The 25292-nt window shown below is 52.7% G+C and carries 20 protein-coding genes and 1 riboswitch; of the genes, 10 read left to right on the top strand and 10 right to left on the bottom strand.

The features are described 5' to 3' along the window. Nucleotides 1-60: 60 nt before the first annotated feature. Nucleotides 61-1275, top strand: a complete 1215-nt coding sequence (locus GJJ30_RS23300; protein ID WP_438821608.1) for a M20/M25/M40 family metallo-hydrolase — start codon at nucleotides 61-63, stop codon at nucleotides 1273-1275. A gap of 5 nt (nucleotides 1276-1280) precedes the next feature. On the opposite strand, the gene tenA is transcribed toward GJJ30_RS23300, so the two are convergent. From tenA to GJJ30_RS23270, 6 genes are all read right to left on the bottom strand, one after another. Next, entirely contained in the window at nucleotides 1281-1931 is a 651-nt protein-coding gene (tenA, locus tag GJJ30_RS23295) for a thiaminase II (RefSeq protein ID WP_154177601.1), read from the bottom strand. Further along, the gene (gene thiD / locus GJJ30_RS23290) at nucleotides 1928-2749 is read right to left on the bottom strand and encodes a bifunctional hydroxymethylpyrimidine kinase/phosphomethylpyrimidine kinase (protein ID WP_154177600.1); all 822 of its coding nucleotides are present in this window, start codon (nucleotides 2747-2749) and stop codon (nucleotides 1928-1930) included. Before thiD ends, tenA begins: the two co-directional genes overlap by 4 nt. Further along, a complete protein-coding gene (thiE, locus tag GJJ30_RS23285; protein ID WP_154177599.1) occupies nucleotides 2746-3375 on the bottom strand; it encodes a thiamine phosphate synthase in 630 nt (209 codons plus the stop codon). Before thiE ends, thiD begins: the two co-directional genes overlap by 4 nt. A gap of 103 nt (nucleotides 3376-3478) precedes the next feature. Next, the gene (thiM, locus tag GJJ30_RS23280) at nucleotides 3479-4267 is read right to left on the bottom strand and encodes a hydroxyethylthiazole kinase (protein WP_310588370.1); all 789 of its coding nucleotides are present in this window, start codon (nucleotides 4265-4267) and stop codon (nucleotides 3479-3481) included. Between the two features lie 83 nt (nucleotides 4268-4350). After that, nucleotides 4351-4443: riboswitch (TPP riboswitch) on the bottom strand. Nucleotides 4444-4586: 143 nt separating this feature from the next. After that, nucleotides 4587-5192 carry a hypothetical protein gene (locus GJJ30_RS23275; protein ID WP_154177598.1) on the bottom strand — a complete coding sequence of 202 codons (606 nt, stop codon included), beginning with the start codon at nucleotides 5190-5192 and terminating at the stop codon, nucleotides 4587-4589. Nucleotides 5193-5297: 105 nt separating this feature from the next. Then, nucleotides 5298-7652 carry an ABC transporter permease gene (locus GJJ30_RS23270; RefSeq protein WP_154177597.1) on the bottom strand — a complete coding sequence of 785 codons (2355 nt, stop codon included), beginning with the start codon at nucleotides 7650-7652 and terminating at the stop codon, nucleotides 5298-5300. 43 nt (nucleotides 7653-7695) lie between these two features. On the opposite strand from GJJ30_RS23270, the gene GJJ30_RS23265 reads away from it, so the two are divergent. Continuing rightward, a complete protein-coding gene (locus tag GJJ30_RS23265; protein ID WP_170299265.1) occupies nucleotides 7696-8166 on the top strand; it encodes a Uma2 family endonuclease in 471 nt (156 codons plus the stop codon). 83 nt (nucleotides 8167-8249) lie between these two features. Next, a complete protein-coding gene (locus GJJ30_RS23260; RefSeq protein WP_154177595.1) occupies nucleotides 8250-8717 on the top strand; it encodes a Uma2 family endonuclease in 468 nt (155 codons plus the stop codon). Between the two features lie 51 nt (nucleotides 8718-8768). Here the strand turns inward: GJJ30_RS23260 and GJJ30_RS23255 are convergent, their stop codons facing one another. Beyond that, the gene (locus GJJ30_RS23255; RefSeq protein ID WP_154177594.1) at nucleotides 8769-11171 is read right to left on the bottom strand and encodes an ABC transporter permease; all 2403 of its coding nucleotides are present in this window, start codon (nucleotides 11169-11171) and stop codon (nucleotides 8769-8771) included. A 710-nt stretch (nucleotides 11172-11881) separates the two neighbouring features. On the opposite strand from GJJ30_RS23255, the gene GJJ30_RS23250 reads away from it, so the two are divergent. The 6 genes from GJJ30_RS23250 (at nucleotide 11882) to GJJ30_RS23225 (ending at nucleotide 23057) form a co-directional block, all read left to right on the top strand. Beyond that, nucleotides 11882-15058: a SusC/RagA family TonB-linked outer membrane protein gene (locus tag GJJ30_RS23250; protein WP_438821611.1), complete on the top strand. Its 3177-nt coding sequence runs from the start codon at nucleotides 11882-11884 to the stop codon at nucleotides 15056-15058. 21 nt (nucleotides 15059-15079) lie between these two features. Beyond that, nucleotides 15080-16927: a RagB/SusD family nutrient uptake outer membrane protein gene (locus tag GJJ30_RS23245; protein ID WP_154177592.1), complete on the top strand. Its 1848-nt coding sequence runs from the start codon at nucleotides 15080-15082 to the stop codon at nucleotides 16925-16927. An 86-nt stretch (nucleotides 16928-17013) separates the two neighbouring features. Further along, nucleotides 17014-17721, top strand: a complete 708-nt coding sequence (locus GJJ30_RS23240; RefSeq protein WP_154177591.1) for a hypothetical protein — start codon at nucleotides 17014-17016, stop codon at nucleotides 17719-17721. A 35-nt stretch (nucleotides 17722-17756) separates the two neighbouring features. Further along, the gene (locus GJJ30_RS23235) at nucleotides 17757-21179 is read left to right on the top strand and encodes a VCBS repeat-containing protein (RefSeq protein ID WP_154177590.1); all 3423 of its coding nucleotides are present in this window, start codon (nucleotides 17757-17759) and stop codon (nucleotides 21177-21179) included. A 114-nt stretch (nucleotides 21180-21293) separates the two neighbouring features. Beyond that, on the top strand, nucleotides 21294-22598 hold the full coding sequence (locus GJJ30_RS23230; RefSeq protein ID WP_154177589.1) for a vanadium-dependent haloperoxidase: 1305 nt from the start codon (nucleotides 21294-21296) through the stop codon (nucleotides 22596-22598). A gap of 192 nt (nucleotides 22599-22790) precedes the next feature. Beyond that, nucleotides 22791-23057 carry a hypothetical protein gene (locus GJJ30_RS23225; RefSeq protein WP_154177588.1) on the top strand — a complete coding sequence of 89 codons (267 nt, stop codon included), beginning with the start codon at nucleotides 22791-22793 and terminating at the stop codon, nucleotides 23055-23057. Between the two features lie 30 nt (nucleotides 23058-23087). Here GJJ30_RS23225 and GJJ30_RS23220 read toward each other — a convergent pair whose 3' ends face one another. Both GJJ30_RS23220 and GJJ30_RS23215 read right to left on the bottom strand, forming a co-directional pair. Next, nucleotides 23088-23888 (bottom strand): NYN domain-containing protein, encoded by an 801-nt coding sequence (locus tag GJJ30_RS23220; RefSeq protein WP_154177587.1) that lies wholly within the window; start codon nucleotides 23886-23888, stop codon nucleotides 23088-23090. 250 nt (nucleotides 23889-24138) lie between these two features. After that, complete coding sequence (locus GJJ30_RS23215) at nucleotides 24139-24363, bottom strand: hypothetical protein (RefSeq protein ID WP_154177586.1); 225 nt, start codon at nucleotides 24361-24363, stop codon at nucleotides 24139-24141. Nucleotides 24364-24443: 80 nt separating this feature from the next. Here GJJ30_RS23215 and GJJ30_RS23210 point away from each other — a divergent pair, with 80 nt between their 5' ends. Continuing rightward, nucleotides 24444-24584, top strand: coding sequence for a hypothetical protein (locus tag GJJ30_RS23210; protein ID WP_154177585.1), 141 nt, complete (start codon nucleotides 24444-24446; stop codon nucleotides 24582-24584). A 12-nt stretch (nucleotides 24585-24596) separates the two neighbouring features. Here the strand turns inward: GJJ30_RS23210 and GJJ30_RS23205 are convergent, their stop codons facing one another. Then, nucleotides 24597-25280 carry a response regulator transcription factor gene (locus GJJ30_RS23205; protein WP_154177584.1) on the bottom strand — a complete coding sequence of 228 codons (684 nt, stop codon included), beginning with the start codon at nucleotides 25278-25280 and terminating at the stop codon, nucleotides 24597-24599. Between the last annotated feature and the right edge of the window lie 12 nt (nucleotides 25281-25292).

The raw sequence follows: 25292 nt of genomic DNA, 5'->3' as shown, positions 1-25292 counted from the left end.
TTTAGTTGCTTCTTCTTTTGTATATCAACATCGTTCCTGTACGCTCAGGAATCCGTCGCCGTGGAAAAACGGTACACCGACGAGATCAAGGCGCTGGCGAATCGGCCGGCGGTAAAGGCGGTTTTTCAAACGTTTCAGGAGCTGGAACCGCAGACAAAACAGGATCTGATTGCCCTCACCGAAACCCCGGCCCCGCCGTTTAAAGAAACCGCCAAAGCCAAAAAATATGCCGCGATGCTGAAAGAAGCCGGGGCGGATTCGGTTTGGATCGACGAAATCGGCAACGTGATCGCGAAACGCAAAGGCCGCTCCGGCAAAAAAACCGTGGTGGTGGAAGCGCATCTCGATACGGTTTTCCCGGAAGGGACCGACGTGAAAGTGAAGCAGAAAGGCGACACGCTCTACGCCCCTGGCGTTGGCGACGACACCCGCGGACTGGTGGCCATTCTAACGGTTTTGAAAGGACTGGAAAAAGCGAAGATCGAAACCGATGCCGACGTCTGGTTGGTCGGCGCGGTAGGTGAAGAAGGTCTGGGCGATTTGCGGGGCGTCAAGCATTTGTTCAAAACCAACGGTTCCAAATTTAGTTCCTACATCGCGGTCGACGGCGACGGTATCAGCGAAATCGTCCACCGGGGCCTGGGCTCGTACCGCTACCGGGTTACGTTTAAAGGGCCGGGCGGCCATTCCTACGGCGCGTTTGGCATTGTCAATCCGCACAGCGCGCTCGGGAAAGCCATTTATTACTTTACGAACGACGCCGACAAATTCACGCGACAGGGCATTAAAACCACTTACAGCGTCAGCGTGATCGGCGGAGGAACGTCGGTGAACGCCATTCCGTTTGAGTCCTGGATGGAAATTGACATGCGCTCCGAGAGTCCGGAACGACTCAAAGGCATCGATCAGTTGCTGCAAACCGCCGTTCAGCGGGCGTTGAAAGAAGAAAACAGCCTGAAACGCAGCGGCCCTGATTTGACGGTTGACATCAAAAAAATCGGCGATCGTCCGTCCGGAAAAATCGAACCGACAGTACCGCTGGTGCAACGGGCGATAGCGGTTTCGACCTTCCTGGGTGCGGTTCCGAAACTGGAAGTTTCTTCGACCAACGCCAATACGCCTATTTCACTCGGCGTTCCCGCCATCACGATCGGCAGCGGGGGCGTCGGCGGCAACGTTCACGCCCTGAACGAATGGTGGCTGAACGACAAAGGCGTTCTGGGGCTGCAAAATGTGCTGCTGGTGCTGCTGGCCGAAGCGGGCGTTGCGAAATAAGCGGTTTAAACCGGCCAGGTTTCCCGGCGGTAGGCGCTGTCCCAGAATAGATATTCCAGCCGGGAGGAAGTCAGATAGGCTTCGGTCATGCGGTTTTTGACGGATTCGGATGCGCGTTCGCCCAACTGATCGACGATGGTCAAGATTTTATTCACAGCGACCGCAAATTCCTCCCCGGCATAGGCATCGATCCAGTTCTGATATGGATTCGGGGCGGTTTGGTGGGCGTAAATGTAATCCCCGACCTTTTTATAAATCCAGAAACAGGGCAACAACGCGGCCACGGCCACCTCGTAGGATTCGTAAGAACTGGCGGCCAGGAGATAATTTGTATACGCAAAACAACCCGGCGCCTTGCCGCTGCGGAAGTCAATCCGGTACTCCGAAAAATAGCTTTCGTGCAGAGCGCGCTCGACTAAAATGGCGTTTTGCGCAAACTGCAGGAATGCCAGCAACTCGTCACTCGTTCCGGCGCGGGTTCCCGCAACGGCCAGCGCCCGCGCAAAATCCGCCAGGTACAGCGAATCCTGGTAAATATAAAACTTGAAGGTTTCGACCGGCAAAGTCCCGGCTTTCAATTCCTGGTTGAACGAATGCGCCTGAATTTTTTCGTAAACCGGCAGGGCGGTTTCCCACAAATGTTCGGTGAATGTCATGACCGGATTACCATCGGTTTTTGAGAATAGGAATGATTCAAGGGGCCGGAACCGTGGCCGGTCGTAACGTCTTTTCCGGCCTGAATAGCCTCAGAAACGTATTTTTTCGCCAGCGCAACGGCTTCACTGAGCGGGTAATTCAACGCGAGATGCGTCGCAATGGCCGACGAAAGCGTGCAGCCCGTTCCGTGAACATTTTTGCTGTCGATGTAGTCCGACTCAAACACCTGCACCGGTTCTCCGCGCACCGCCAGCACATCATACAGCCGGGCCGCCACAAGGTGACCGCCTTTCAGCAAAACCGCCGGACAACCCTGCGCAATCAGTTCTTCGGCGGCTTCCCGCATCTGATCAACGGATTCGATCGGTTTTTGGAGCAGAATCCGGGCTTCGTCGAGGTTGGGCGTAATGAGCGTGGCCCGCGGAAAAAGCCGGGTTTTCAGTACGTCGATCGTTTCGTCGTGAATCAGTTTGGCCCCGCTCGTTGCCACCATCACCGGGTCAAAAACCACGAAAGCGGGCCGAAACCGGTCCAGCGCGTCGGCAATGACCTCCACCACTTCGACGGTATTGATCATCCCGATTTTGACGGCGTCGATGGTAATATCTTCAAAAACCGCTTCCAGTTGTTCGCGCAGAAAACCGGCCGGAACGGCATGAATCGCCCGAACACCCCGCGTATTCTGGGCCGTCAGCGCCGTAATGGCCGAGGTTCCGTAAGCTCCCAGGGCCGCAATTGTTTTCAAATCTGCCTGAATGCCAGCCCCTCCGCCACTGTCCGACCCGGCGATGGTTAACACGGTTGGGTAACGTTTCATACGGTTTTCGTTTGTCCGATCTGTATTCGGTTTTTCAGTTGAGAAGCCGCCATTCGGGGCGATTCGGCGCTGCAAATCGCCGAAATAACCGCAATTCCGTTGGCTCCATGTTCAATGGCTTCGGTCGTATTTTGCAAATTCAATCCACCAATGACCACCAGCGGATGGCGGCTGTTGGCGCGCACCCACTGCAAACCGGTCAATCCCCAGGGCTCGGCGTGATCGGTTTTGGAAGGCGTTGCGTACAAAGGACTTAAAGCCAGATAAGCCAAATCCCATTTTTCCGCTTCGTGAACGTGTTCCGGCGTTTCGGCTGATAAACCGATGATTTTTCCGGGCGGCAGCAGTGCGCGAACGGTTTCGTAGGGCATATCGCTCTGGCCGATGTGAACACCATCGGCATCGCTCGCCAGCGCCACGTCGACGCGGTCGTTGATGATCAGCGGAACCTGATACGGTTTCAGCAGTTCCTTCAGGCGGTTGGCGCGTTCCACAAACGCCCGCGTTGCGAGCGATTTTTCCCGCAGTTGCACCATCGTCACCCCGCCTTTCACGGCTTCTTCAACCACCCAGAACAAATCCCGGCCCAAACACGCAGCTTCGTCGGTTACTAAATAGAGGTCCATATTGTGTAGACAAGAGAGGTTAGACAAGAGAATAGAGACAGGGGCATGCGTTAAAAGTAATGATCTAGTCTCACTTCTCTTGTCTCTACTCTTTTATCTATTTTTATCTAATCCGCGCCAATTCCGTAAGCCTATCAGAAGTCAATTCGGCCAGCGTATCCAGGAAAGCGATTTGAAAACTGCCGGGCGCGGTTGCTTTGCTGAAAGCGATTTCGCCACAAACGCCCATCGTGGTTGCCGCCGTAACAGCCGCCTGAAAAACGTCCGGCTGAACCGCGCAAAATGCACCGGCAATGGCCGAAGCCGAACAACCCATGCCCGTTACTTTGGTCATGAGCGGATGTCCGTTCTCGATATACGCCAGCCGGTTTTTCTGCACAATGACATCAACGGCCCCGCTGACGCTGACGACACTGCCAAACCGTTCGCTGAGGGATTGGGCCGCTTCCAGACTGTTCATGGACGACGCCGTGCTATCGACGCCTTTGGTCTGCCCGCCCAAACCGGCCAGCGCCAGAATTTCCGACGCATTTCCGCGAATTAACGAAGGAGAAGCGGTTTCCAGCAGTTCGGCCAAAACCGTATTGCGGTAACTCGTTGCGCCCGCACCGACGGGGTCCAGCACGATGGGTTTTCCCAGCTCGGCGGCTTTTTTCATCGCCCGTTTCATGGCCAGCACCCAGGGCGCCGAAAGCGTTCCGATGTTGATGACCAGGGCGCTAGCAATGCCAACCATTTCTTCCACTTCCTCAACGGCGTGCGCCATCACCGGCGACGCGCCGACGGCCAGCAGGGCGTTGGCTGAAAAATTCATCACCACGTAATTCGTGATGTTGTGCACGAGCGGAGCCGACGCCCGCAAGGCATTCAAATCAGTTTCTAGGGTATTCACAACGTACCGGTTTTGACGTGAGCAAAAAGCAGAATGGACGCGTGGGTGCGTTTCCCGGTACGGAAATCAAAAAGAAAGAAGCAGCGTTCTCTCCAGCTTTTCCCTACGACAGTATGAACTGTGTCAGGTTCGAAGGGTCTAATCTCAGTCCGCGCGGGACACCCCCAAAGCCATTCAGGTCGCTAAGGTACGCGTTAAAATTTACGGCAGGAAGAGATTTATTGTTTTTGTGAAATGGCAGCGGGCATGGGGCGTTGGGCAGAGGGGAACAAGTCTCTGATTTTTACCCTCTGCCCAACGCCCCAAGCCCGCTGCCGGATTATTTCCGGGCGTTCGACAGGCCCAGCCCACGCTCGGTTTCGGCAATCAGTTGCTGGCGTTCGGATTCGCTTTTGCCCTGTACGTTGAGCGTCCGCTCGAAGACGTGTTCTTCGCCGTCGAGCTTGTATTCGTACTTCAGTTTGACGCGGCTATTTTCGGCGTCTTCAATGACGGTTTTGGTATACGGCGTTCCGTCCGGGGCTACAATGACGTTTTTCGGCAGGTTGCTGTCTTCATTTTTCGAGCGGTTGCCGGAATGACCGGTTCCTTTGGCAGCAACGGCCACCTCACCCGACTCGTAGCGCGAGGTTCTGACAACGCCACGGGGCGCAACGGGCGGTTTGGGCGCGCGGGGCGGACTGACAACAATGTGTACGCCGAGCGAATCCTGAATCGAGCTGATCAGCGATTCTTTTTCCTCCTTGCTCATGCCCGACGCATCAAATTCCTGGTCGTAGTGAATCGTACGGCTGGGTTGTTCCACGTCGATTTTAATCCGTACCGTTTTGCCGTTGTCGTTAATGCTCCGGCTAATCGTCGAGCGATCCTGCCCGATGGCCGCGACACTGATTCCTAAGAGTGCAAGAGTAATTGCTGTTTTCATGTGTGTTTACTGGTTTTGTAGGAAGTATTGCAGAGGGTATGGGGCGTTGGGCGTAGGGTAAAAAAAAGGAGCTTTTACCCTATGCCCAACGCTCACTGCCCCGTGCTATTCATTTTTCAAACTCTTTACTGGATTCACCAGGGCGGCTTTGATGGACTGGAACGACACCGTCAGCAACGCAATCAGGATCACCAGACTGCCTGCCAGGGCGAAAATCCAACCTTCCAATCCGACACGGTATGCGAAATCCTGCAACCAGCGATCCAGCGCAAACCAGGCAACCGGAGCAGCAATGACAAAGGCAATTATAACTAACTTGAGAAAGTCTTTGGAGAGCAATAACACCACGTTAACGACCGAGGCCCCTAAAATCTTGCGTATGCCGATCTCTTTTGTTCGTTGCCCGGTTGTAAAGGTAATAAAACCGAAGAGTCCTAAACAAGAGACCAGGATGGTTAATGACGTGAAACCATTAAAAATTGTTGCCAACGTCCGATCTTTACGGTATTGGCTCTCAAAGGATTGTTCCAAAAAGGCGTAATCGAAGGGATAGAGCGGGTAATAGCGTTCCCAAACCGCTTTGACGGCGGGCAAATCTTCCGCTTTCACCTTTAGCATGAGGCTATTCGCGGGAAAAGTGTTGTAAACCAGCACCAGCGGTTCGACCAGATTGTGCAGCGAGCGGTAATGAAAATTCCTGACCACGCCCACCACTTTTCCCTTGTGATTGAATCCGTCGATCGTCTGCCCGATACCATCTTTCCACCCCGCCATTTTGACAAACGCTTCGTTGACGATGAAACCGCCGTTCAGGTCGGATTTGATGTTGGCCGACAGGTTGCGACCGGTTTTGAGTTTGATGTTCAGCAGGGGCAGAAACTGATCGTCGATGAACTGGTAATTGCTCATGATTTCCCGCTTTTTGCCGTTGGTCCGAATCGTGGTGGAAGCCATCGGCAGTAAACCCGACGGTTGCAAACCGGAACCGATCGTCACTTCGCCCACTTCGCTGCGGTTTTTCAGGCTGGCGGCAAAAGCCCCAGCTGCGGCCCGCGCCGTCGAGTCTTCCGGCAAATAGACGCTCAGAATGCTTTCTTTTCGGAAACCCAGATCGTGCTGTTGCATAAAGTTCATTTGCCGGCGAATCACCAGAACACCCGTAATCATGCCCACGGCCAGCATAAATTGAAAAACAATAACCGACTGACGCAGCCAGGCCCCTTTTCCGAAGCTGCCAACGCGCCCTTTCAGGACCTCGACCGGGCGGTAGTTGGACAACACAAACGCCGGATACAAACCGCCCGCCAGCGTCACCAGCAACCACGTAAACCCGCTCAGTGATACGGCTTCTGAGAAGACGATTGACAATCGGATTTGTAACAGTTCGTTGAAAAAAGGTATCATCGAATACACCAGCACTACGGCGATTGCAACTGATAAACCGCTCAGCAACAACGACTCAAACAAAAATTGCCGGATCAACTGGCCGCGCCGGGCGCCGTTGGCCTTCCGAATCCCGACTTCTTTCGCCCGTTCAGTGGCCCTGGCCGTCAGCAGATTGATGTAATTCAGGAGGGCGATGATCAGCACAAAAACGGCCAGAAATGCGAACAGATAGCCGTACTGTTTATTGCCCTTCGGGGTGTCAGCCAGTTTGCCGGTGCTGTAATGGACGTCCTGCAGCCGCTCGACTGGTAAGACGAGCGAATAGCCTTCCGCACCCATTTTTTTCAGTTCGGGATTGGCGTATTTCTCGGCGAGTTGCGCCAGTTTTTTGCTAAAAACCGCCAGATTGGGTTCCTCCCGAAACAGCACATAGGTGTAGCACGGAAAATCGTCTTCCACCCACGACCGCGCACCGGTAAACGTTTTGGACAACAGGGCCGTAACGGGTAAATCGGTATTGCTGGGTGGGTCGGCCACGACGCCCGTAATCTGGTAAAGCTGTTTATTGAGCTCAACGGTTTTTCCCAACACATCGGTTTTTCCGAAATACTTTTTGGCAAACCGCTCCGTAATGACCGCGCTGTTGGGGTTGGCCAGCGCCGAAGCCGGATTTCCGGCCAGAAACGAATAGGTGAAAACCGTAAACACATCCTTATCCGCAAAATAGATGTCCGGTTCTTTCAGCAACTTGTCCCGATGCCGCACCATCGCCGATGCCGGCAGGAGCCGCACCGCCGTTTCGACTTCCGGGTAATCCTGTTTCAAAACCGTCGCCAGCGGCAGTGGACTGGACGCAATCGACAACGGCGACTCGGGCGTTTTCATCTCGGTCGTTACGCGTACAATACGGTCGGCCTTGGTATGAAAACCGTCGTACGAAAACTCGTGGTTGACATACAGAGCCATCAACAGGCAGGCTGCCAGCCCGACGGCCAGTCCAACGACATTCAAACCGGTATAGAATTTGTTGCGCCAGAGGTTGCGCAGGGCGATTTTGAGGTAGTTGCTCAGCATGAACTTGCTATTTTTGTTATATTTGATAAAAACTCAATCCGCTATGGAAACGCCCGTTGCTCTATCCACCGAACTTGAAGACGAAAAAATGTCGAGTTACAATCATTCAGAACTACAAAGTCATCTGTCTTTTTTACTGCGTTTAGCCTACCGCACCCAGTACAGCATTCTGACTGAACTGGATTTCGAATTTGCTTCCGGCAAAACCCGCCCCGATCTGTGCCTGCTTCCCAAACGTCAGGCCAACTGGCTTGTCGATGAGGTTGTTGTTCAGGATGTCCCGATCACAACCATCGAAATTCTGTCTCCCGAACAAAGCCTGAATTCGCTGATCGAGCGGGTTTACAAGAAGCATTTTCCGGCGGGCGTCAAAACCGTCTGGATTGTATCCCCGTCCCTTCAGATCGTCACCATTTTCCAGCCCAATCGTCAGCACACCAACTTCACGGAAGGCAACGTTGTCGATCCCGTCACGGGTGTTCAACTGAGTCTAGCCGAAATTTTCGAAGGGTAACACCTACCGTCCAGCCAAGACTTCTTATTCCCTTTTCCCTTCCTCCTCTATTTCCGCTATATTTGATAAAAACTCAATTCGCTATGGAAACACCCCAATTTGATGTATTCGAGGAGTTCCAAACGGAAGATGTAATGTCTTATAACCACGCCAAGCTTATTTACCGGCTCACTAAAAGCCTGGGGAAATACGATGAACAATATGACATTCTGCCGGAATTAGAATTCGAGCTTTCCCACGGCCGGGCAAAACCGGATGTTGCCATTTGCCAACTCGGTAAAGCCAACTGGCTCAGAGACGTTATTCGTCTGACGACTCCGCCGTTAATTGCGATCGAAATTCTATCACCCCGACAGGCGCTAACTGACCTGACCGATAAAGCACTGGACATTTATTTCCCGTCCGGAGTTCGTACCGTTTGGGTTGTTATTCCTCAGTTCAGGCAGGTAACCGTGTTAACGCCTGGTCAGCAGGAAGTTTTTACGGATGGAACCCTGCACGATGTACAAACTGACATCCAACTTGGCCTATCCGATATTTTTAAGGAATAGTTGAGGTATCCCCACGGACCGTCGGGCGGCCCCGTTCAGTCCGCGAGTACGTTACTCCGTCCGCAGGCTCTTCACCGGATTCGCTAAAGCGGCTTTGATGCTCTGGAAGGAAACCGTAACCAGCGCAACCACCACCGCTAAACCACCCGCCAGCGCAAACATCCACCACGTAAGACTGATCTTGTAGGCAAAATCCTGCAGCCATTGGTTCATTACATAACCGGCTATCGGCGAAGCGATTACGAGCGCAATCAGCACCACTTTCAGAAAATCCTTCGACAGCAGGGCCACAATGCTGCTTACCGACGCGCCCAGCACTTTCCGCACCCCGATTTCTTTCGTCCGCTGAACGACCACCAGCGACACCAGACCGTATAGGCCCAGACCGCAAATCAGAATGGCAATGCCAGCAAACGTGTTGACCAAGCGGAGCATCAATTGTTCCGTTTCGTAAAACCGGGCCATTTGATCGTCCAGAAACTCGTATTCAAAGACCTCGTCCGGAAACACTTTCTCCCACGCATTCCGAATGCGCTGAACGGTTTGCAAGGGATTCGTTCCCGCAATCCGGATGCCCAGGTTTCGGTACTGATCGGCGTAACTGGCAATGAAACAGGGCGCAATCTCGTCGCGCAGGGAGCGCAGGTGGAAATCCCTGACAACGCCGACAATCGGCCGCAACTCCGACGAGAGGTAATATTGCATCCGGCGACCCAGGACTTTCTGCGGATCCCGAATGTTCATTTTGTGGAGAAACGCTTCGTTGACCAGGTACTCCCGAATCGTGTCGCTCTCCGAAATATTGCGCCCGGCTACGAGCTGGAGTCCGTAGGTTTTCAGGTATTCGGTGTCGGCAAGTCGTTCGCGAATCGGGAAACTCGCCCATTCATCGGATTCGAACTTGAACGAGCCGCCGTTCATGATCTGGGCTGAGGGCGGCCGGTGGTTGGCACTCACGGACTTGATTTCGGGGAATTGCCGGAGTTCATTTTTGAACGTTTCCCGCAACGATTTCTGCGATTTGGGCAGCGGCACAATTACCACATTTTCTTTGTCCATCCCCAGATCGGCGTTTTGGAGGTAACGCACCTGCGTCGCAACCACCAGCGAACCGATGATCAGAGCCTGACAAACTACAAACTGTGTCACGACCAGCGACTGCCGAACCACGTGACTACCCGACTTCCGGCTGGGAATCTTGCCTTTCAGAGCCGCCCACGGACTGAACCCCGACAAAACCGCAGCCGGATAGCCCCCCGCCAGCAACACCACAACACCAATCAATAAGCCGATAAAACCGAGCGCCAGGCTGTCGAGGTGGAGCACCAACGAAATACCAGCCCAGCGGTTGAAGAGCGGCAACAGCAAAACCGCCAGCAACAGCGCGAAAGCCGTGGCCGTCAGCACAATCAGCGTCGTTTCGAGCAGAAATTGACGGATTAACTGCACCCGCGTACTGCCCAGCGTTTTGCGAATCCCGACTTCCTTACTGCGTCGCAGCGCCTGCGCCGTCGCCAGATTGACGAAATTGATGCAGGCCGTCAGCACCAGAAAAACCCCCACCAGCCCCAGCGACCAGAGCAGCGACGGACGAATGGCCGTGGCTCCCGTCGCCACGCGCCGAATGTCGAAGTGGACATTCTGAAGGGGTTGAAAATGAAACTGAAAATAGCGGGCATTTTCGCCAAATTGTTTCTTCACCAATGCGGGCATGGCGGCTTCCAGCGCGCTGACGGTTTCCGGATTTTTCAGGGTGCAGAAAAGCCGGTAGTTACTGTTGAGTTGCCCCCAGCTCGTCTGGTCGTATTTCGGGTCCAGGGCTTTGAGGGTCGCCAGCGAAACAAATACCTGCATATCCACGTCGGTCGTCCGGGGCGGATCGGCCAGAATCCCCGTCACTTTCACGTTAACGGTGTGATTCAGATTCAGCGTTTGGCCCATCGGATCGGCATTGCCGAAATATTTTTTAGCCCAGGATTCAGTCAGGACCACCGTATTCGGATCACGCAGGGCGGTTTTCGGGTTCCCCTGCAACCAGCGGTAATCCATGATATCGAAATAGGCCGGTTCGGTCATCCCCGTGCCCGTGTGTTCCTGAAATCGGGTTACGCCGGGGTCGCCCGGTTTCCGGTAACTGACGAGCAGATCGCGGTTCATGATCAGAAAAGCCGCCTGCTCGACCTGCGGATACTGGGTCCGCAAGACCTGCGCCATTGGAAGCGGTGCTTCGGGATAGTATTCAACGGAGCCATCCTCCAGGTGAAGATCGAACACTACCCGAAAAATCCGGTCGAATTTGGAATGGTGCCGGTCGGTGCTCAGGTGGTAGCGGACGAACAGAAAAATCAGCAGTCCGCCCGCCATGCCGATGGAAAGGCCGAGGATATTCAGCAGCGTGTAACTCCGCTGGGAGGTTAAATTTCGCCAGGCAATTTTGAAGTAGTTTTGTAGCATACGCCCCGTTGGCAAGCCATTTTTGGTTGCCCTAAAGGTAGCGCAATCGGGGTTCGGCGGTTTTTTGTGGGTGTTAATAAAAGTTAAGAGGCTGTCTTGAACCGAGATTCCACAGATTCAAGACGGCTAATCCTAATTCAGAAACAGGCTCTATTTTGTCTGACGAGTGACTAATTTTTAACCGGTTTTGACTCACTTTTGACTTTTATTGTTTCAATATTTTATAATTAATATTCTATTCTTACCTTAACGCTATTATTTGGATACAAATGATTTCTTGAACTATTCCGGTTTGTCTTTTGAAGACAGTATAGTTTACCAGACTTTAGTGATATCCCGGCAAAAAGATGTTAAAATTCGGTTAATGAATATCGAATACGTTAACAACTATTTTACCTTTGCATTATTCTATTTGTCCCAAAACCATCTCTATTAATCATGAAAAACAACTACTCCTTTCATTTGAATTTCCCCCCAGAGTAATCAGTTCCTACACAACTTGCTGAGTGGACTTTCCGGTGTTACCAGACACCGGGGTCTAATTGACGATTATGTCCTTGCCGTCCACACTAATTCCGTGTGAGAGTACCTGCCAATTCAGTTAGTACAAACCAATTATTACCAAACTAATCTTAAACCATCTAGTATGTATGAAAAAGGCTACTTATCTGGTACCTCCGAAAAATAGGTATCTATTGGTACTTTATCTAATGATTGTTGCGGCCACCGGGGCGTTTGCTCAAAACACCGTCAAAGGGAAGGTGACGGGTGGACAGGGGGATGCGCTGCCCGGCGTGAGTATTGTGGTGAAAGGGACGACCCAGGGAACAACATCGGCTGCGGATGGTACGTACACCCTCAACGTGTCAAATAAAACCGCAACACTGGTCTTTTCTTTTATTGGTTATGTGAGCCAGGAAGTCGCCATCGGCGGTCGCTCGGTCATTGATGTCAAGCTGGCGGATGACGTCAGTACCCTGAACGAAGTCGTTGTCGTGGGTTACGGTGAGCAGAAGAAAGAAACCATTACCGGTTCAGTAGCAACCGTTAAAGGGACGGATCTGGTGAAATCACCGGCCATGAACATGAGTAACTCCATCGCGGGCCGGATGCCGGGCGTTATCGCCACCAACTCCAGTGGTGAGCCGGGTTATGATGGTTCCAAAATCCGGATTCGGGGATCTAACACCCTGGGAAACACCGACGCGCTGATCGTTGTGGATGGGGTGCCGGCCCGGGCCGGGGGGTTTGACCGGATCAATCCGGCGGATATTGAAAGTATCTCCGTTTTGAAAGATGCGGCAGCGGCCATCTATGGTTCACGGGCTGCCAACGGCGTTATCCTGGTAACAACCAAGCGCGGAAAAACCGGTAAGCCGGAATTGTCGTACAGTTTCAACCAGGGTTTTTCGCAGCCGACTGTCATTCCTAAAATGGCAACGGCCGCCGAATACGCTCAGCTGAATAATGAGATTAACGTGTATAACCTACCGGCACAGTACTGGAAAGGCGCTTCGGACGCTTTCAACACCACGGGTACCTTTACCCGCCCGGACAACGGTGCCATTGCCAAAGCTGCTTTTACGCCCGACGATATCAAGAAATTCAACGACGGCTCCGATCCCTGGGGACACCCCAACACCGACTGGTTTGGTGCAGCCCTGAAACAATGGTCACCGCAGGTGAAACATACCCTGCAATTGATGGGTGGTAACGAAAGCGTAAAATACCTGGTGTCGGCCAACTACCAGAATCAGGATGGTTATTACAAAAACTCCGCAACCGGTTACAAGCAGTATGACTTCCGTCTGAACCTGGATGCCAAAGTCAACAAGTACATCAATACGGTTGTGGGTGTGGTAGGCCGTCAGGAAAACCGGTTTTTCCCAACAGTTGGTGCCGGTGCCATTTTCCGGATGTTGATGCGCGGTTATCCGAATAAACCCGCTTTCTGGCCCAACGGACAACCTGCTCCGGATATCGAAAACGGTCAGCAGCCGGTTCTGGTGACGACCAACGCGACCGGTTATGACCGCGATACGCGCTACTACGTGCAAAGCAATGCCACCGTTAACGTGACCAACCCCTGGATTCCGGGTTTGAAATTCAGCGGTAGCGTGGCTTTGGACAAATACATTCAGCAAGGCAAAACCTGGCAAACACCCTGGTACGTGTATAGCTGGGATTACACGTCTTACGACGCCAACAAACAGCCGATCCTGACGCGGGTAGCCAAAGGTCCGGCTCAGGCAACGCTGAACCAATATACGAACGACCAGTTCAACTCCCTGTTGTCGGGTATCCTGACCTACGATCACATGTTCGCGGGTAACCACGGCATCACCTTGCTGGCCGGTATAACCAAAGAAGCCTCGAACTCGAACGGTTTCTCCGGCTATCGGAAGTATTTTGCCTCAACGGCCATCGACCAGTTATTCGCCGGTGGTAGCGCCGAGAAGAACAGCAACACCACAGCCGCCTGGCAACGGGCCCGGATGAGCTACTTCGGTCGGGCTGCCTATAACTTCAAGGAAAAATACCTGGCAGAATTCCTGTGGCGGTACGATGGTTCGTACATGTTCCCGAAAGCAAGCCGTTGGGGTTTCTTCCCGGGTGTATCGGCGGGCTGGCGGATTTCGGAAGAAAACTTCTTCAAGAATGCCGTTCCGGTCATCAACTCCCTCAAACTGCGGGCTTCTTACGGCCAGTTGGGTAACGACCAGGTTTATTTCAACGACGTACTTCGTGAATACGATTACCTGCCAACGTATGCTTACGGTGACCCCGTTAACTCCAACTGGGGGTATGTAACGGGCGGACAGGTTTCGCAAACGCTGTATGAAAACGGGGTACCGAACACGACGTTAACCTGGGAAGTTGCCAAAAATGCGGACCTTGGTCTGGAAGGATCGGCCCTGAATGGGAAGATTTTCTTCGAATTCGATGTGTTCAAAAACAACCGGTCGAACATCCTGTGGCGCAAAAGTGCTTCCATTCCGCAAACCACCGGTATGACCCTGCCCGCTACCAACATTGGTAAAGTGAGCAACAAAGGGTATGAATTCCGCGTGGGTTACAACGGTCAGGCGGGTCAGGTGAAATACAGCGTGAGCGTAAACGGCGGTTATGCCAAAAACCAGATCACGTTCTGGGACGAAACGCCGGGTGCACCCGAGTGGCAGAAATCAACCGGCAAACCCATTCCGAGCAACGTCAACGACCCGAACCAGCAGAACGGTACGCTCCTGTACCAGTATGACGGTATCTTCACGTCACAGGCCGATATCGACAAAAACACGCTGGATTACAGCGGTGTGGGTGCCAGCTTGCTGCGCCCCGGCGACATGAAACTGAAGGATATCAACGGCGATGGAAAAATCAACGGTGATGACCGGGTTCGGGCCGACCGCAACAACCAGCCCCGGTTCCAGGGTGGTATCAACGGTACGCTGTCGTACAAAGGGTTCGACTTCAGCATCCTGATTCAGGCTTCTACGGGTGGTCAGATCTTCCTGCAAACGGAATCGGGAACCATTGGTAACTTCCTGAAATGGAGCTACGATCACCGCTGGACAGTCGATAACCCCAGTTCAGTTGACCCACGGATCGTTGACCGGAGTAATCAGTACTTCTCAAACGGTACGAGCTACTGGCTAAAGAAAACGGATTATATCCGTCTGAAAAACGTCGAAATCGGTTACACGTTGCCAGCCCTGCTGTCGAGCAAAATTGGTCTGAACAACCTCCGGGTGTATGTAAACGGACTCAACCTGGCCACGTACGCTCCGGCCATGAAAGGTCTGTTCGATCCGGAATCAACCAGCAGCAGCGCCCAGTACTATCCACAGGCGCGGGTTTTGAACGCGGGTTTATCAGTTAGTTTCTAATATTAAAGCTTACTACACATTATGAAATATATAGTAAAATACCTGTCGTCTACCCTGCTATTGGGAGCGACGCTGGTAGCTTGTAATAGCGACTTTCTGGACACCAAGCCGCTCGATAAGGTATCGGGCGAAGCGGTCTGGTCGGATCAGAACCTGGCAGAAGCGTTTTGTACGGACGTCTACAACGGTCTCCGCGACGGTATTCTGGCCCAGATGAACTTCGATTGCCAGACTGACAATGCCCTGTACAGCTTCGGTAAGCAGGATGTCAACGAAGCCAACGTGAGCCCGTCGAACATCGGAACTGTTCCGCCGATGACGGAATGGGGCGCACTCTACTCCCGGATTCGGGCGGCCAACATCGCCATTGCCAACCTGGCAAAACCGAAGTTCGACAATGCCACGATTGCGGATCGCCTGAAAGGTGAAATGTATTTTATTCGGGGGTATTACTATAATCAATTACTGCGCTACTACGGCGGGATTCCGATCATCAAATCCCCCTATACGCTGGACAATCCGGATTTTACCATTGCCCGGAATACCTACGAAGAATGTGTAAATGCCATTGTAAGTGACCTGGACTCAGCCGCCATCTTGCTGAAAGGCAAAACGCTGGCCAGCGGTCGTGCCACGCAGGGTGCCGCGCTGGCGCTGAAATCCCGCGTGCTGTTGTATGCCGCCAGCGATCTGCACGACATCCCGACGGCGAAAACCAAGTCGACGGTCATTGCGGCCGCTTCCAATCCGGAGCTGCTGGGTTATGTGAGTGGCGACCGGGTTGCCCGCTGGACGAAAGCGAGAGATGCGGCCAAAGCCGTTATTGACATGAACCTGTACGGCTACAAACTGAACCTGACGGCTCCCGTTCCCCTGGCAGAAGGTCAACAGAACTACATCAACATGTATCTGTCGCGCAATGGTGGTGAAGCTGACGGTATTTTCCTGAAGTACTACATCCGCGCTTCGTTCGACGATGGTGGTTCCTGGTTCCCGCGTAACAACATGCCGAATGGCTACCACGGCTGGACCTCGAGCGAGCCTACCCAGAAACTGGTGGATAGCTACGAAATGATGGACGGTACGAAATTCGACTGGAAAAACCCGACTCACGCTGCCGCGCCGTACGAAAACCGCGATCCGCGCTTCTATGCTTCGATTCTGTACGATGGTGCCCAGTGGAAACCGCGTACACCGGACGGAGCCGGTATCGACCCGGCCGGTCAGATCCAGATGGGTGAGTATGAAGTCGGTAGCTCATCGGCTCCGACCAAATACTCTGGTTTGGATACCCGCAACAGCTCGATCGAAAACTGGAACGGAACCTGGACGGGTTACGGAATCCGGAAATTCATGGACCCCGATCCGACCCTGCTCGATATGAGTATCCGCCAGGAAGTACCGTCGATCCAGATCCGGTTTACGGAAGTGGTCTTCAACTACGTCGAAACCTTGCTAGCCCTGGGTCAGGAAGCCGATGCGAAAACCTGGTTGAACAAGATCCGCTACCGGGTCGGTATGCCTGCCATTACGGAAACCGGTGCCGCGCTGGTAACCCGCTATCAGAACGAGCGGAACATCGAAATGCTTTTTGAAGAGCAACGTTTCTACGATGTCCGTCGCTGGATGACCGCACCGGTCGAGTTCGGCAAACAAGCCCAGATCATGATTGTTTCGGGTAAACTGAAACCGGGTAAAACCGTCACAACGTATAAGTACAGCAAAGACAACTACAACTATACGTACAGTGTGCAGGATTTGGGAACGGGTAAGGAAAACCGGAAATGGGCTGACAAAATTTACTTCCTGCCGATCAACCGGGATGAAATGAACCGGAACAAGAAGCTGATCCAGAACCCCGGTTATTAAGCTTAAAAGCATGATTTTGAATAAAACTGGTGCCAGTGCCTTTCCGGGCGCTGGCACCAGTTTTTGTAATAATTGATTTGTCGGCCATGAAAACGGTCCTGTTTACGCTAGGCATCGGGTTGATGACGCAGGGTGCCATACTGGCTCAGTCGACCGAAGTGATCCGGGTCAAAGGCGGAATTGGCGGAGAGAAAGCGGTTCCGTTTACCGCCCGCTACCGCTATGAGCAGTTCCGATCCGGCAAGGTGATGTACCTGAACGGAACGGTAGCAACGGCCCGGTTCAATTACAATATCCTGCTGGGCGAAATGCAGTTTATCGACTCGCGCGGGGATACGCTGGCGCTGGCCGATGAGCCCGTTGTCCGGCTGGTCGGTGTTGGCGACGACGTATTTCTGCATGATCGAAAAAAAGGCTATCTGGAAATCATCGCGGATTATTCAACCGTCAAACTGGTGACCCGACAGGGATTAAAAATGGCGAGAACCGAGCGGATGGGCGGCTACGATCAATCGAACGGTACGGGAGCCATTACTACCTATCAATCGTATTCGTCCGGGAACATGTCCGTCAGTCAGCTGGAACGAAAAGGTGATCTGGTCCTGATAAAAGGTCGTGATTATTTTATGATTGACCGAAATAACCGGTCTTTCTCCGCCACGAAATCAAATCTGTTAAAAGTATTTGGTAAACACCGCCCCCTGGTGACGGACTATCTGGTTCGGGAATCCATTGATTTCAAGCGGGAAGACGATCTGAAAAAACTACTTCGTTATTGTAGTGAATTGCAATAAATTATCTTTGAGTGCCCTTACCTTCTGTTTCTTTTATGAAGTTCCTTTCACGTATTCAGTTTAGTTGCTTACTCGCTGCGACCTGCTGGTTTCTAGGCAGTTGTCAGGAAAAACCGTCCTCTGCTTCAAGTGAGAAAACCGCTCCGGACAATACGCCCCCTCTTTTCACCTCCCTGGCGCCCGAACAAACCGGAGTCAGTTTCGCCAATAACCTGACCGAAGGGCTGAATACCAATGTGTTGATGTATGAATATTTCTACAACGGTGGCGGAGTGGCTGTGGGCGATCTGAACAACGATGGACTGGAAGATATTTACTTCAGCGGCAACATGGTGCCCAACCAGTTGTACCTGAACAAGGGAAATTTAAAGTTCCAGGATATTACCGCAACGGCGGGTGTGGCCGGGCGCGAAGGCCCCTGGCGGACGGGGGTTTCGATGGCCGATGTCAACGGCGACGGCCGACTAGATCTCTTCGTTTCGTACTCCGGAAGTTTGCCGCCCCAGAAGCGGGTTCCCCAATTATTCATCAACGACGGCCCCGATGCGCAGGGCGTGCCGCACTTTTCCGAGCAAACCGCCAAATGGGGACTCGATAAACCGGGTCAGACCACGCAGGGTACCTTTTTCGATTACGACCGCGACGGCGATCTGGACCTGTTCCTGCTCAACCACAACCCGCAACTGCTGCCCATCCTCGACCCGGATGCCACGGCCAATCTAATGAAACAGGACAACCCAGAAATCGGCGTTCGATTGTTACGAAATGTTGGAAACCGGTTCGAAGATGTTACCAAAAAAGCGGGTTTAAGCAGTTCCGTATTGAGCTACGGACTGGGCTTGGGTGTTTCCGACCTGAATGGCGACGGCTGGCCTGATTTGTATATTTCCAATGACTATAACGTTCCCGATTTTCTTTACCTGAATAACCGCAACGGGACGTTTACGGATCAGCTACAAACCAGCATGGGCCACGTTTCCCACTTCTCCATGGGAAACGATGTTGCCGATGTAAATAATGATTCCCGGCCCGACATCATGACGCTCGACATGTTGCCCGAAGACAACCGGCGGCAGAAGCTGCTCATGTCGCCCGACAACTACGAGAAATATGATCTTTCCGTGAGCTCCGGTTTTTACCACCAGCACATGCGGAACATGCTGCACATTAACGAAGGCTTTGGGCAGAGGGCAGGGGGCAAAGGGCAGGGGGCTTTAAATACCGGTAACCCAACACCCTCTGCCCAAACGCCCCTCTTTTCCGAAATTGGTCAGATGGCGGGAATTTCCAATACCGACTGGAGTTGGGCGCCTTTGCTGGCGGATTTCGACAACGATGGCTGGAAAGATCTGTATGTCACCAACGGTTTTGTCCGGGATTTTACCAACCTGGATTTCATGAAGTACAAAAACGATTACCTCCAGAACAACCAGAATAATATCAAGCGGCAGAACATTCTGGAACTGGTTTATAAAATACCGGCCTCCGATGTGAGCAATTACGCCTTTAAAAACAATGGCGATCTGACGTTTTCGGACGTGAGCAAATCCTGGGGCATGAACCAGCCTTCTAACAGCAACGGGGCGGTTTATGCCGATTTAGACAACGATGGCGACCTCGATCTGGTGATCAATAACCTCAACAAACCGGCTTTTATCTACCGAAACGAAGCCAGTTCCCGCTTACAAAACCACTATTTGCGCGTCAAACTGGAGGGACTCGGCGCCAACGGTTTTGGATTGGGTGCTAAAGTAACGCTGTACCAAAACGGCAAACAACAGTTTCTGGAACAGATGCCCGCCCGGGGTTACCAGTCGAGTGTGTCGACTATCCTGCACTTTGGTCTGGGAAAAGAATCGACGATCGACTCGCTGCGGGTGGTTTGGCCCACCGGCAAACAGCAATTGCTGACGAATCCCAAAGCCGATCAACTGCTGGTGTTGAAAGAAAAAACCGCCAAAGGTACCCCGCGCCCCACGCCCGCTGCCCCTCCCGTGTTTTCCGAAATCAAATCACCGGTTGCTTACCAATCTTCGCGAAACAATCTCAACGATTTCAAACGCCAGCCGCTGCTGGTCAATCCGTTGTCGTTTTCCGGGCCTTGTCTGGTAAAAGCGGATGTGAATGGCGACGGTCGGGAGGATGTGTTTGTGGGGGGCGGAAGTGGGCAGGCCGGAGCGGTTTTTCTGCAACAGGCCAACGGTCAATTTTTACCAACCGCCCAACCGGCCCTGGAAGCCGACAAAGCCAGTGAAGATGCGGATGCGGTTTTCTTCGACGCCAACGGCGACGGGTTGAAGGATTTGTACGTTTGCAGTGGTGGCTACGCCGATTTTCTGCCCGACGATGTCCGACTTCAGGACCGGCTTTACCTGAACGATGGCAAAGGCCACTTTTCGAAAACCGCCGGAACCTTACCGGCGATGCGGACCAGTAAAAGCTGCGTTCGCGTGGCCGACATCAATGGCGACGGCAAACCGGATCTGTTCGTTGGCGGGCGGGTGATTCCGGGTCGGTATCCCGAAACACCGCCGAGTTTTCTGCTGATTAACGACGGGAAAGGCCATTTTACGGATCAGACGGCCAATCTGGCCCCGCAGCTTCAACGGCTCGGCATGGTGACCGATGCGGCCTGGACCGACCTCAACGGTGATAAAAAACCGGAGCTGGTGGTTGTCGGTGACTGGATGCCGGTAACGGTTTTCGGGACCAGCGACGGCAAATGGACCGATCAGACCAAAACTTATTTCGAGAAGGAATACCGAGGTTGGTGGAATAAACTGCTGGTGGATGACCTGAATGGCGACGGCAAACCGGACCTTGTGATTGGCAATCAGGGACTTAATACCCAGTGCAAGGCCAGCGACAAGGAGCCTGCCGAACTGTTTTACAAGGATTTTGACGACAACGGCTCGGTTGACCCGATCATGTGTTTTTACATTCAGGGCAAGAGCTACCCGTATGTTACCCGCGACGAACTGCTGGATCAAATGAGCATCATGCGCCCGCGCTTTCCGGATTACAGCAGCTATGCCGACGCCACGATGAAGACTGTTTTCACCGAAGATGAGCTGAAAGATGTGAATCGACTGGAAGCCAATGAGCTTAAAACCAGCTATTTTGAAAGCACTCCACAAGGGAAATGGCAGGAAAAAGCCTTGCCCATTGAAGTGCAGGTTTCACCGGTTTTTGCCCTGACGTCCTTTGATTATGACCACGACGGCCACAAGGATTTGCTCGTCTGCGGCAACATCGACCGGGCACGGTTGCGGTTTGGGAAATACGACGCGAACTACGGCGTTTTGCTGAAAGGCAATGGCAAAGGTCGGTTCACGTACGTGCCGCAGTCGCAATCCGGTTTTCAGCTTAAAGGCGCGGTCCGGAGTCTTTTGCCCGTCGGAAACACGGTTCTGGTCGGAATTAATCAGCAGGGAATCAAAGCTTATGGGTATAAATGAGTTAGTTGTTTCGCGGAGTTGAGCGGAGAAAAATAGAGTTAAGCAGAGAGTATTGTAACTCCGCTTAACTCCTTTCTCTCCGCTCAACTCTGCGAAACAACTCTTTCCAATGAAATGAAAAAAATCTTTCTCTCTCTTCTACTCCTGTTCGTTGTAACCAGTTGCGGGCAGGAGAAAACACCGGATCTTGGCAACCGGGAAATCACCAAAGTCATCAGTGAAATGACCGAGGTCATGATTCACGACGTGACCAACCCGCCCCTGGCCGCCCGATTTTTCACCTACGCCTGTCTGGCCGGTTACGAAGTGGTGTCCCAGAACGACAAATCCTGCCGGAGCATGCACGGGGTTCTGAACGACTACCCCGAGATCGAAAAACCACAGGCCGCCAGCGGTTTTTCCACCCACCTCAGTGCGGTGCTGGCGATGCTGAAAACCGCTCAGAAAATTCAGCCGTCGGGGAAACGGCTGGAAACGCTTGAAAAACAGATCCTGGATTCCTGCCGGACGGTGGGTTTCTCCGACGACGTGATCGAAAATTCGACCCATTATGCGCTGGAGATTTCCAAGCAGATTTTGAAGTACGCCAAAGCCGATAAATACAACCGAATCAGCAATTACCCGCGCTACACGCCTTCCGGAAAACCGGGCACCTGGTACCCGACTCCGCCGGGGTATTTTGCGCCGGTAGAACCGTACTTCAAAACCGTCCGCCCGTTTACGCTCGACTCCGCATCCCAGTTCAAGCCTGCTCCGCCAACACCTTATTCCACGGACAAAAAGTCGGCTTTTTATCAGTTACTCGAACAGAATTACAAGGAAGACGGCACCAAACTGCCGGACAATCACCGCCAGATTGCGGCTTTCTGGGACTGTAACCCCTTCGCTCTCGAGAACAACGGCCACATGATGGTGGGATTGAAAAAGATCTCGCCCGGTGCGCACTGGCTGGGTATTACCGGTATTGCGTGCGCAAAAGCCAGCAAAAGCTTCGCCGAAACCATGAAAATTTACACCGCCGTGGCGATTGGTTTGACCGACGGTTTTATCTGTTGCTGGGACGAAAAATACCGCAGCGACCGCGTCCGTCCCGAAACCGCCATCCGCAAGCTCATCGACCAGTCTTGGAAGCCGTTTCTGCAAACGCCCCCCTTCCCGGAGTATTTGAGCGGCCACTCCACGATTTCGTCAGTTTCGGAAGTCATTCTGACCCATTATTTCGGCGATAACTTCGCGTATACCGACACGGTCGAAGAGCGTTACGGGCTGAAGGCCCGCAGCTTCCGATCCTTCCGCGAAGCCGCCATCGAAGCCGGAATCTCCCGGTTTTACGGCGGCATTCACTTCATGGACGCCATCGACAACGGCCGCGCCCAGGGGCTGAAAGTCGGCGAATGGGTGGTGAAGAAATTGAATTGAGTAACAAGGAAGCAATAAGTAAACATTCCCTGTCCACGCCCGCAATTCCCAATAGAGGCACTTGGCACCTAGTTGTGCCTGCGATTTAGGAAGACCAATCACTAAAACCGATTGAAAGGGCCAAACAGTCGCCGTTCTGGCTGGTTATCTAAGGGATAAATGAATCCTTTTTCCACTGAAAAGAGCAACATCATGGCAGAGAAGAGCAAAGAGGAAATAGAAGCCAAAAAGGCAATCGGACCGGCGGGTTTGGGCAACCAATCAGCAGGAGGAACCAGCGGACCCGGCAGCCAGCTACCGGACGAGGCAATTGAGGACATTGCGCCGACCGATATCGAAGATAAATACCTGGACGGCGATGAGGATCAGACTTCGGCCAACGTCCGCGAGACGCATCCGAACCGAAACCGCGACGGAAAACCGCAAATCAATAAGCCAGCATACGGCGGTGGACATTGATAAAACCGGGGCGCAGAAAGCGCCCCGGTTTTATTTCACCCGAACGTATACCAGCTTGAAATTGCCTTTGCCGGTTTCCCGCTCGTCGATTTCTAATTGTTCGATGTTTTTCAGGAGTGGAACCAGTTTTTTAAAACCGTAATTTCGGGGGTCAAAATCGGCCTGTTTTTTGGGCAATAAATTGCCGAGTTCGCCCAGAAACGCCCAGCCGAATTCGTCCGCCAGATCGTTGATGCTGTCCGTAATCATCTTGATCACGTCGGCATTGACTTTGCCAATCGCTTCGGGTTCTTTCGTCGGTTTTACCGGAACCTCAACCGGTTTGGTCACTGTTTTTTTCCGCGACCGGTTTTTGACAGCCGCTGGCACGAGTGTTGGAATTTCCTCGTTTTTCTTCAGAATTTCCAGGTAAATAAATTTGTTACAGGCTGATATAAAAGGCGTTGGTGTTTTCTTTTCGCCAATTCCGAATACTTTCATCCCAGCTTCGCGCAGCCGGGTGGCGAGTCGCGTAAAATCACTGTCGCTCGAAACGATACAAAAGCCGTCAACCCGGCCCGTATACAGAATGTCCATCGCATCGATGATCATGGCCGAATCCGTCGCATTTTTGCCGGTCGTGTAACTGTATTGCTGAATGGGCGTGATGGCATTTTCGAGCAACACGGTTTTCCAACCGGCAACCGTCGGTTTGGTCCAGTCGGCATAAATCCGTTTAAACGTTGGCGTTCCGTATTTGGCAATTTCTTCCAGCATGCCCCGCACATTGGCGTACGGCACATTATCGGCGTCGATCAATACCGCAAGTCTCAAGTCAACAACGGTTTCCATGTGGTTTTCAGTTAGCAGTGGGATATAGGTGAGTCATTCTCCGACAACTTTACCAAAAATTACGCAGAACTCAATCTGCCGGGAACGATTGGCAGTGAATTTCGTAGTCATGTCTGGAGCATTAGTTGCAACGGGTTAACCACATCCCGGACGATCTGATCCGTTACGGTAAAAATATCCCTGAGATCCGAGCGGTACGTACGGATCCATACTGCCGATTGTGCTGGTTACCAATGAGTTAAACCGTCATCTAAAGCTGGTTACCGGTTTTAAGAACACGGTCTTTCAGGATGTTGGCGACCTGCAATTCGTCGCCAATTTGCCTAATACTTTTTTTGGTGTCTTTGTATTGATCCGACGACAAGCACGAAATCACCTTCAGGTTTTTGATCTGCGAGACCGACCTATGAACCTCGTCCATGATGCCTTCGCAGACCGAACTCCGTTCATCGTCGCTCAGGTTGGTGAATGGCAAAACCGCCAGCGAACTGGTAACAAGTGCTGCAGACTGGAAGCCAAAGGTAAAGCCCGGGACTCAGCAGGACCAGCGCGGTTATGGCGGCATACATCCAGCCCCGTCCAGCCAAAAACCTGGAATGGGCTTTCGGCGTATCGACCGGTTTTCAGGGATGGTCTGAAGCTGTTCGACGGATACGGTTTCCGGCGCTGATCGCGTTTGACCGCCCCGAACCGTGAACCAGGTATACCTTACAGCAGCAACCGGAACCCGATTCCGTGCAGATTTTCGATTTTGATCGACGCATCCTGGCTCAGCCTTTTGCGGAGCCGGGAAATAAAGACGTCGAGGCTGCGGCCCATGAAATAGTCGTTGGAACCCCAGATGGTTTTCAGAATTTCGTCGCGCCGGATCAGCAGGTTCGGCCGCGCGATCAGGTAGTTCAGCACTTCGGCTTCGCGGTGGGTGAGTGTCTGAAAATGACCGTCCTTTTGCAGCGTAAGATTCTGAAAATTGAATTGATAGGATCCGATCCACTGGCTGGTCGGTTCCGAAACCAAGGTCTGGCTTTTGCTCCGGCGCAGAAAAACCGCCATTTTCAATAGCAATTCTTCGATGCTGAACGGTTTCGTCAGGTAATCATCCGCGCCGAGCCGCAGTCCGTGCAGGCGGTTTTCCTTGTCGGCTAATGCACTCAGAAACAGAATCGGAATGTCGGGATCGACCTGACGGATTTGCCGGGCCAGCGCAAAACCGTCGGTTTGGGGCAGCATGACGTCCAGAATGCACAGATCGAACGGATGTTGGCCAAATACCTGCCAGGCGTCGGTCCCGTTGGTACAATGAACAACCTGAAAGTGAGCCAGTTCCAGGTTATCCTTCGTCACAAAGCTCAGATTGACATCATCCTCGACGTATAAAATGCAGCCTTTCATAGCGGTTTTAGA

It is taken from the genome of Larkinella terrae (genome assembly GCF_009668025.1).
GTDB lineage: Bacteria > Bacteroidota > Bacteroidia > Cytophagales > Spirosomataceae > Larkinella > Larkinella terrae.
This window is presented reverse-complemented; position numbering and strand designations above follow the sequence as displayed.

Excerpts from the sequence above, each read along its gene's own strand:
- GJJ30_RS23245 (WP_154177592.1), top strand. The coding sequence starts at position 15,080 with ATGAAATATATAGTAAAATACCTGTCGTCTACCCTGCTATTGGGAGCG.
- GJJ30_RS23260 (WP_154177595.1), top strand. The coding sequence starts at position 8,250 with ATGGAAACACCCCAATTTGATGTATTCGAGGAGTTCCAAACGGAAGAT.
- GJJ30_RS23255 (WP_154177594.1), bottom strand. The coding sequence starts at position 11,171 with ATGCTACAAAACTACTTCAAAATTGCCTGGCGAAATTTAACCTCCCAG.
- GJJ30_RS23225 (WP_154177588.1), top strand. The coding sequence starts at position 22,791 with ATGGCAGAGAAGAGCAAAGAGGAAATAGAAGCCAAAAAGGCAATCGGA.
- GJJ30_RS23210 (WP_154177585.1), top strand. The coding sequence starts at position 24,444 with ATGGCGGCATACATCCAGCCCCGTCCAGCCAAAAACCTGGAATGGGCT.
- GJJ30_RS23250 (WP_438821611.1), top strand. The coding sequence starts at position 11,882 with ATGATTGTTGCGGCCACCGGGGCGTTTGCTCAAAACACCGTCAAAGGG.
- thiE (WP_154177599.1), bottom strand. The coding sequence starts at position 3,375 with ATGGACCTCTATTTAGTAACCGACGAAGCTGCGTGTTTGGGCCGGGAT.
- GJJ30_RS23220 (WP_154177587.1), bottom strand. The coding sequence starts at position 23,888 with ATGGAAACCGTTGTTGACTTGAGACTTGCGGTATTGATCGACGCCGAT.
- GJJ30_RS23240 (WP_154177591.1), top strand. The coding sequence starts at position 17,014 with ATGAAAACGGTCCTGTTTACGCTAGGCATCGGGTTGATGACGCAGGGT.
- GJJ30_RS23270 (WP_154177597.1), bottom strand. The coding sequence starts at position 7,652 with ATGCTGAGCAACTACCTCAAAATCGCCCTGCGCAACCTCTGGCGCAAC.
- GJJ30_RS23275 (WP_154177598.1), bottom strand. The coding sequence starts at position 5,192 with ATGAAAACAGCAATTACTCTTGCACTCTTAGGAATCAGTGTCGCGGCC.
- GJJ30_RS23230 (WP_154177589.1), top strand. The coding sequence starts at position 21,294 with ATGAAAAAAATCTTTCTCTCTCTTCTACTCCTGTTCGTTGTAACCAGT.
- GJJ30_RS23265 (WP_170299265.1), top strand. The coding sequence starts at position 7,696 with ATGGAAACGCCCGTTGCTCTATCCACCGAACTTGAAGACGAAAAAATG.
- thiD (WP_154177600.1), bottom strand. The coding sequence starts at position 2,749 with ATGAAACGTTACCCAACCGTGTTAACCATCGCCGGGTCGGACAGTGGC.
- tenA (WP_154177601.1), bottom strand. The coding sequence starts at position 1,931 with ATGACATTCACCGAACATTTGTGGGAAACCGCCCTGCCGGTTTACGAA.
- GJJ30_RS23235 (WP_154177590.1), top strand. The coding sequence starts at position 17,757 with ATGAAGTTCCTTTCACGTATTCAGTTTAGTTGCTTACTCGCTGCGACC.
- GJJ30_RS23205 (WP_154177584.1), bottom strand. The coding sequence starts at position 25,280 with ATGAAAGGCTGCATTTTATACGTCGAGGATGATGTCAATCTGAGCTTT.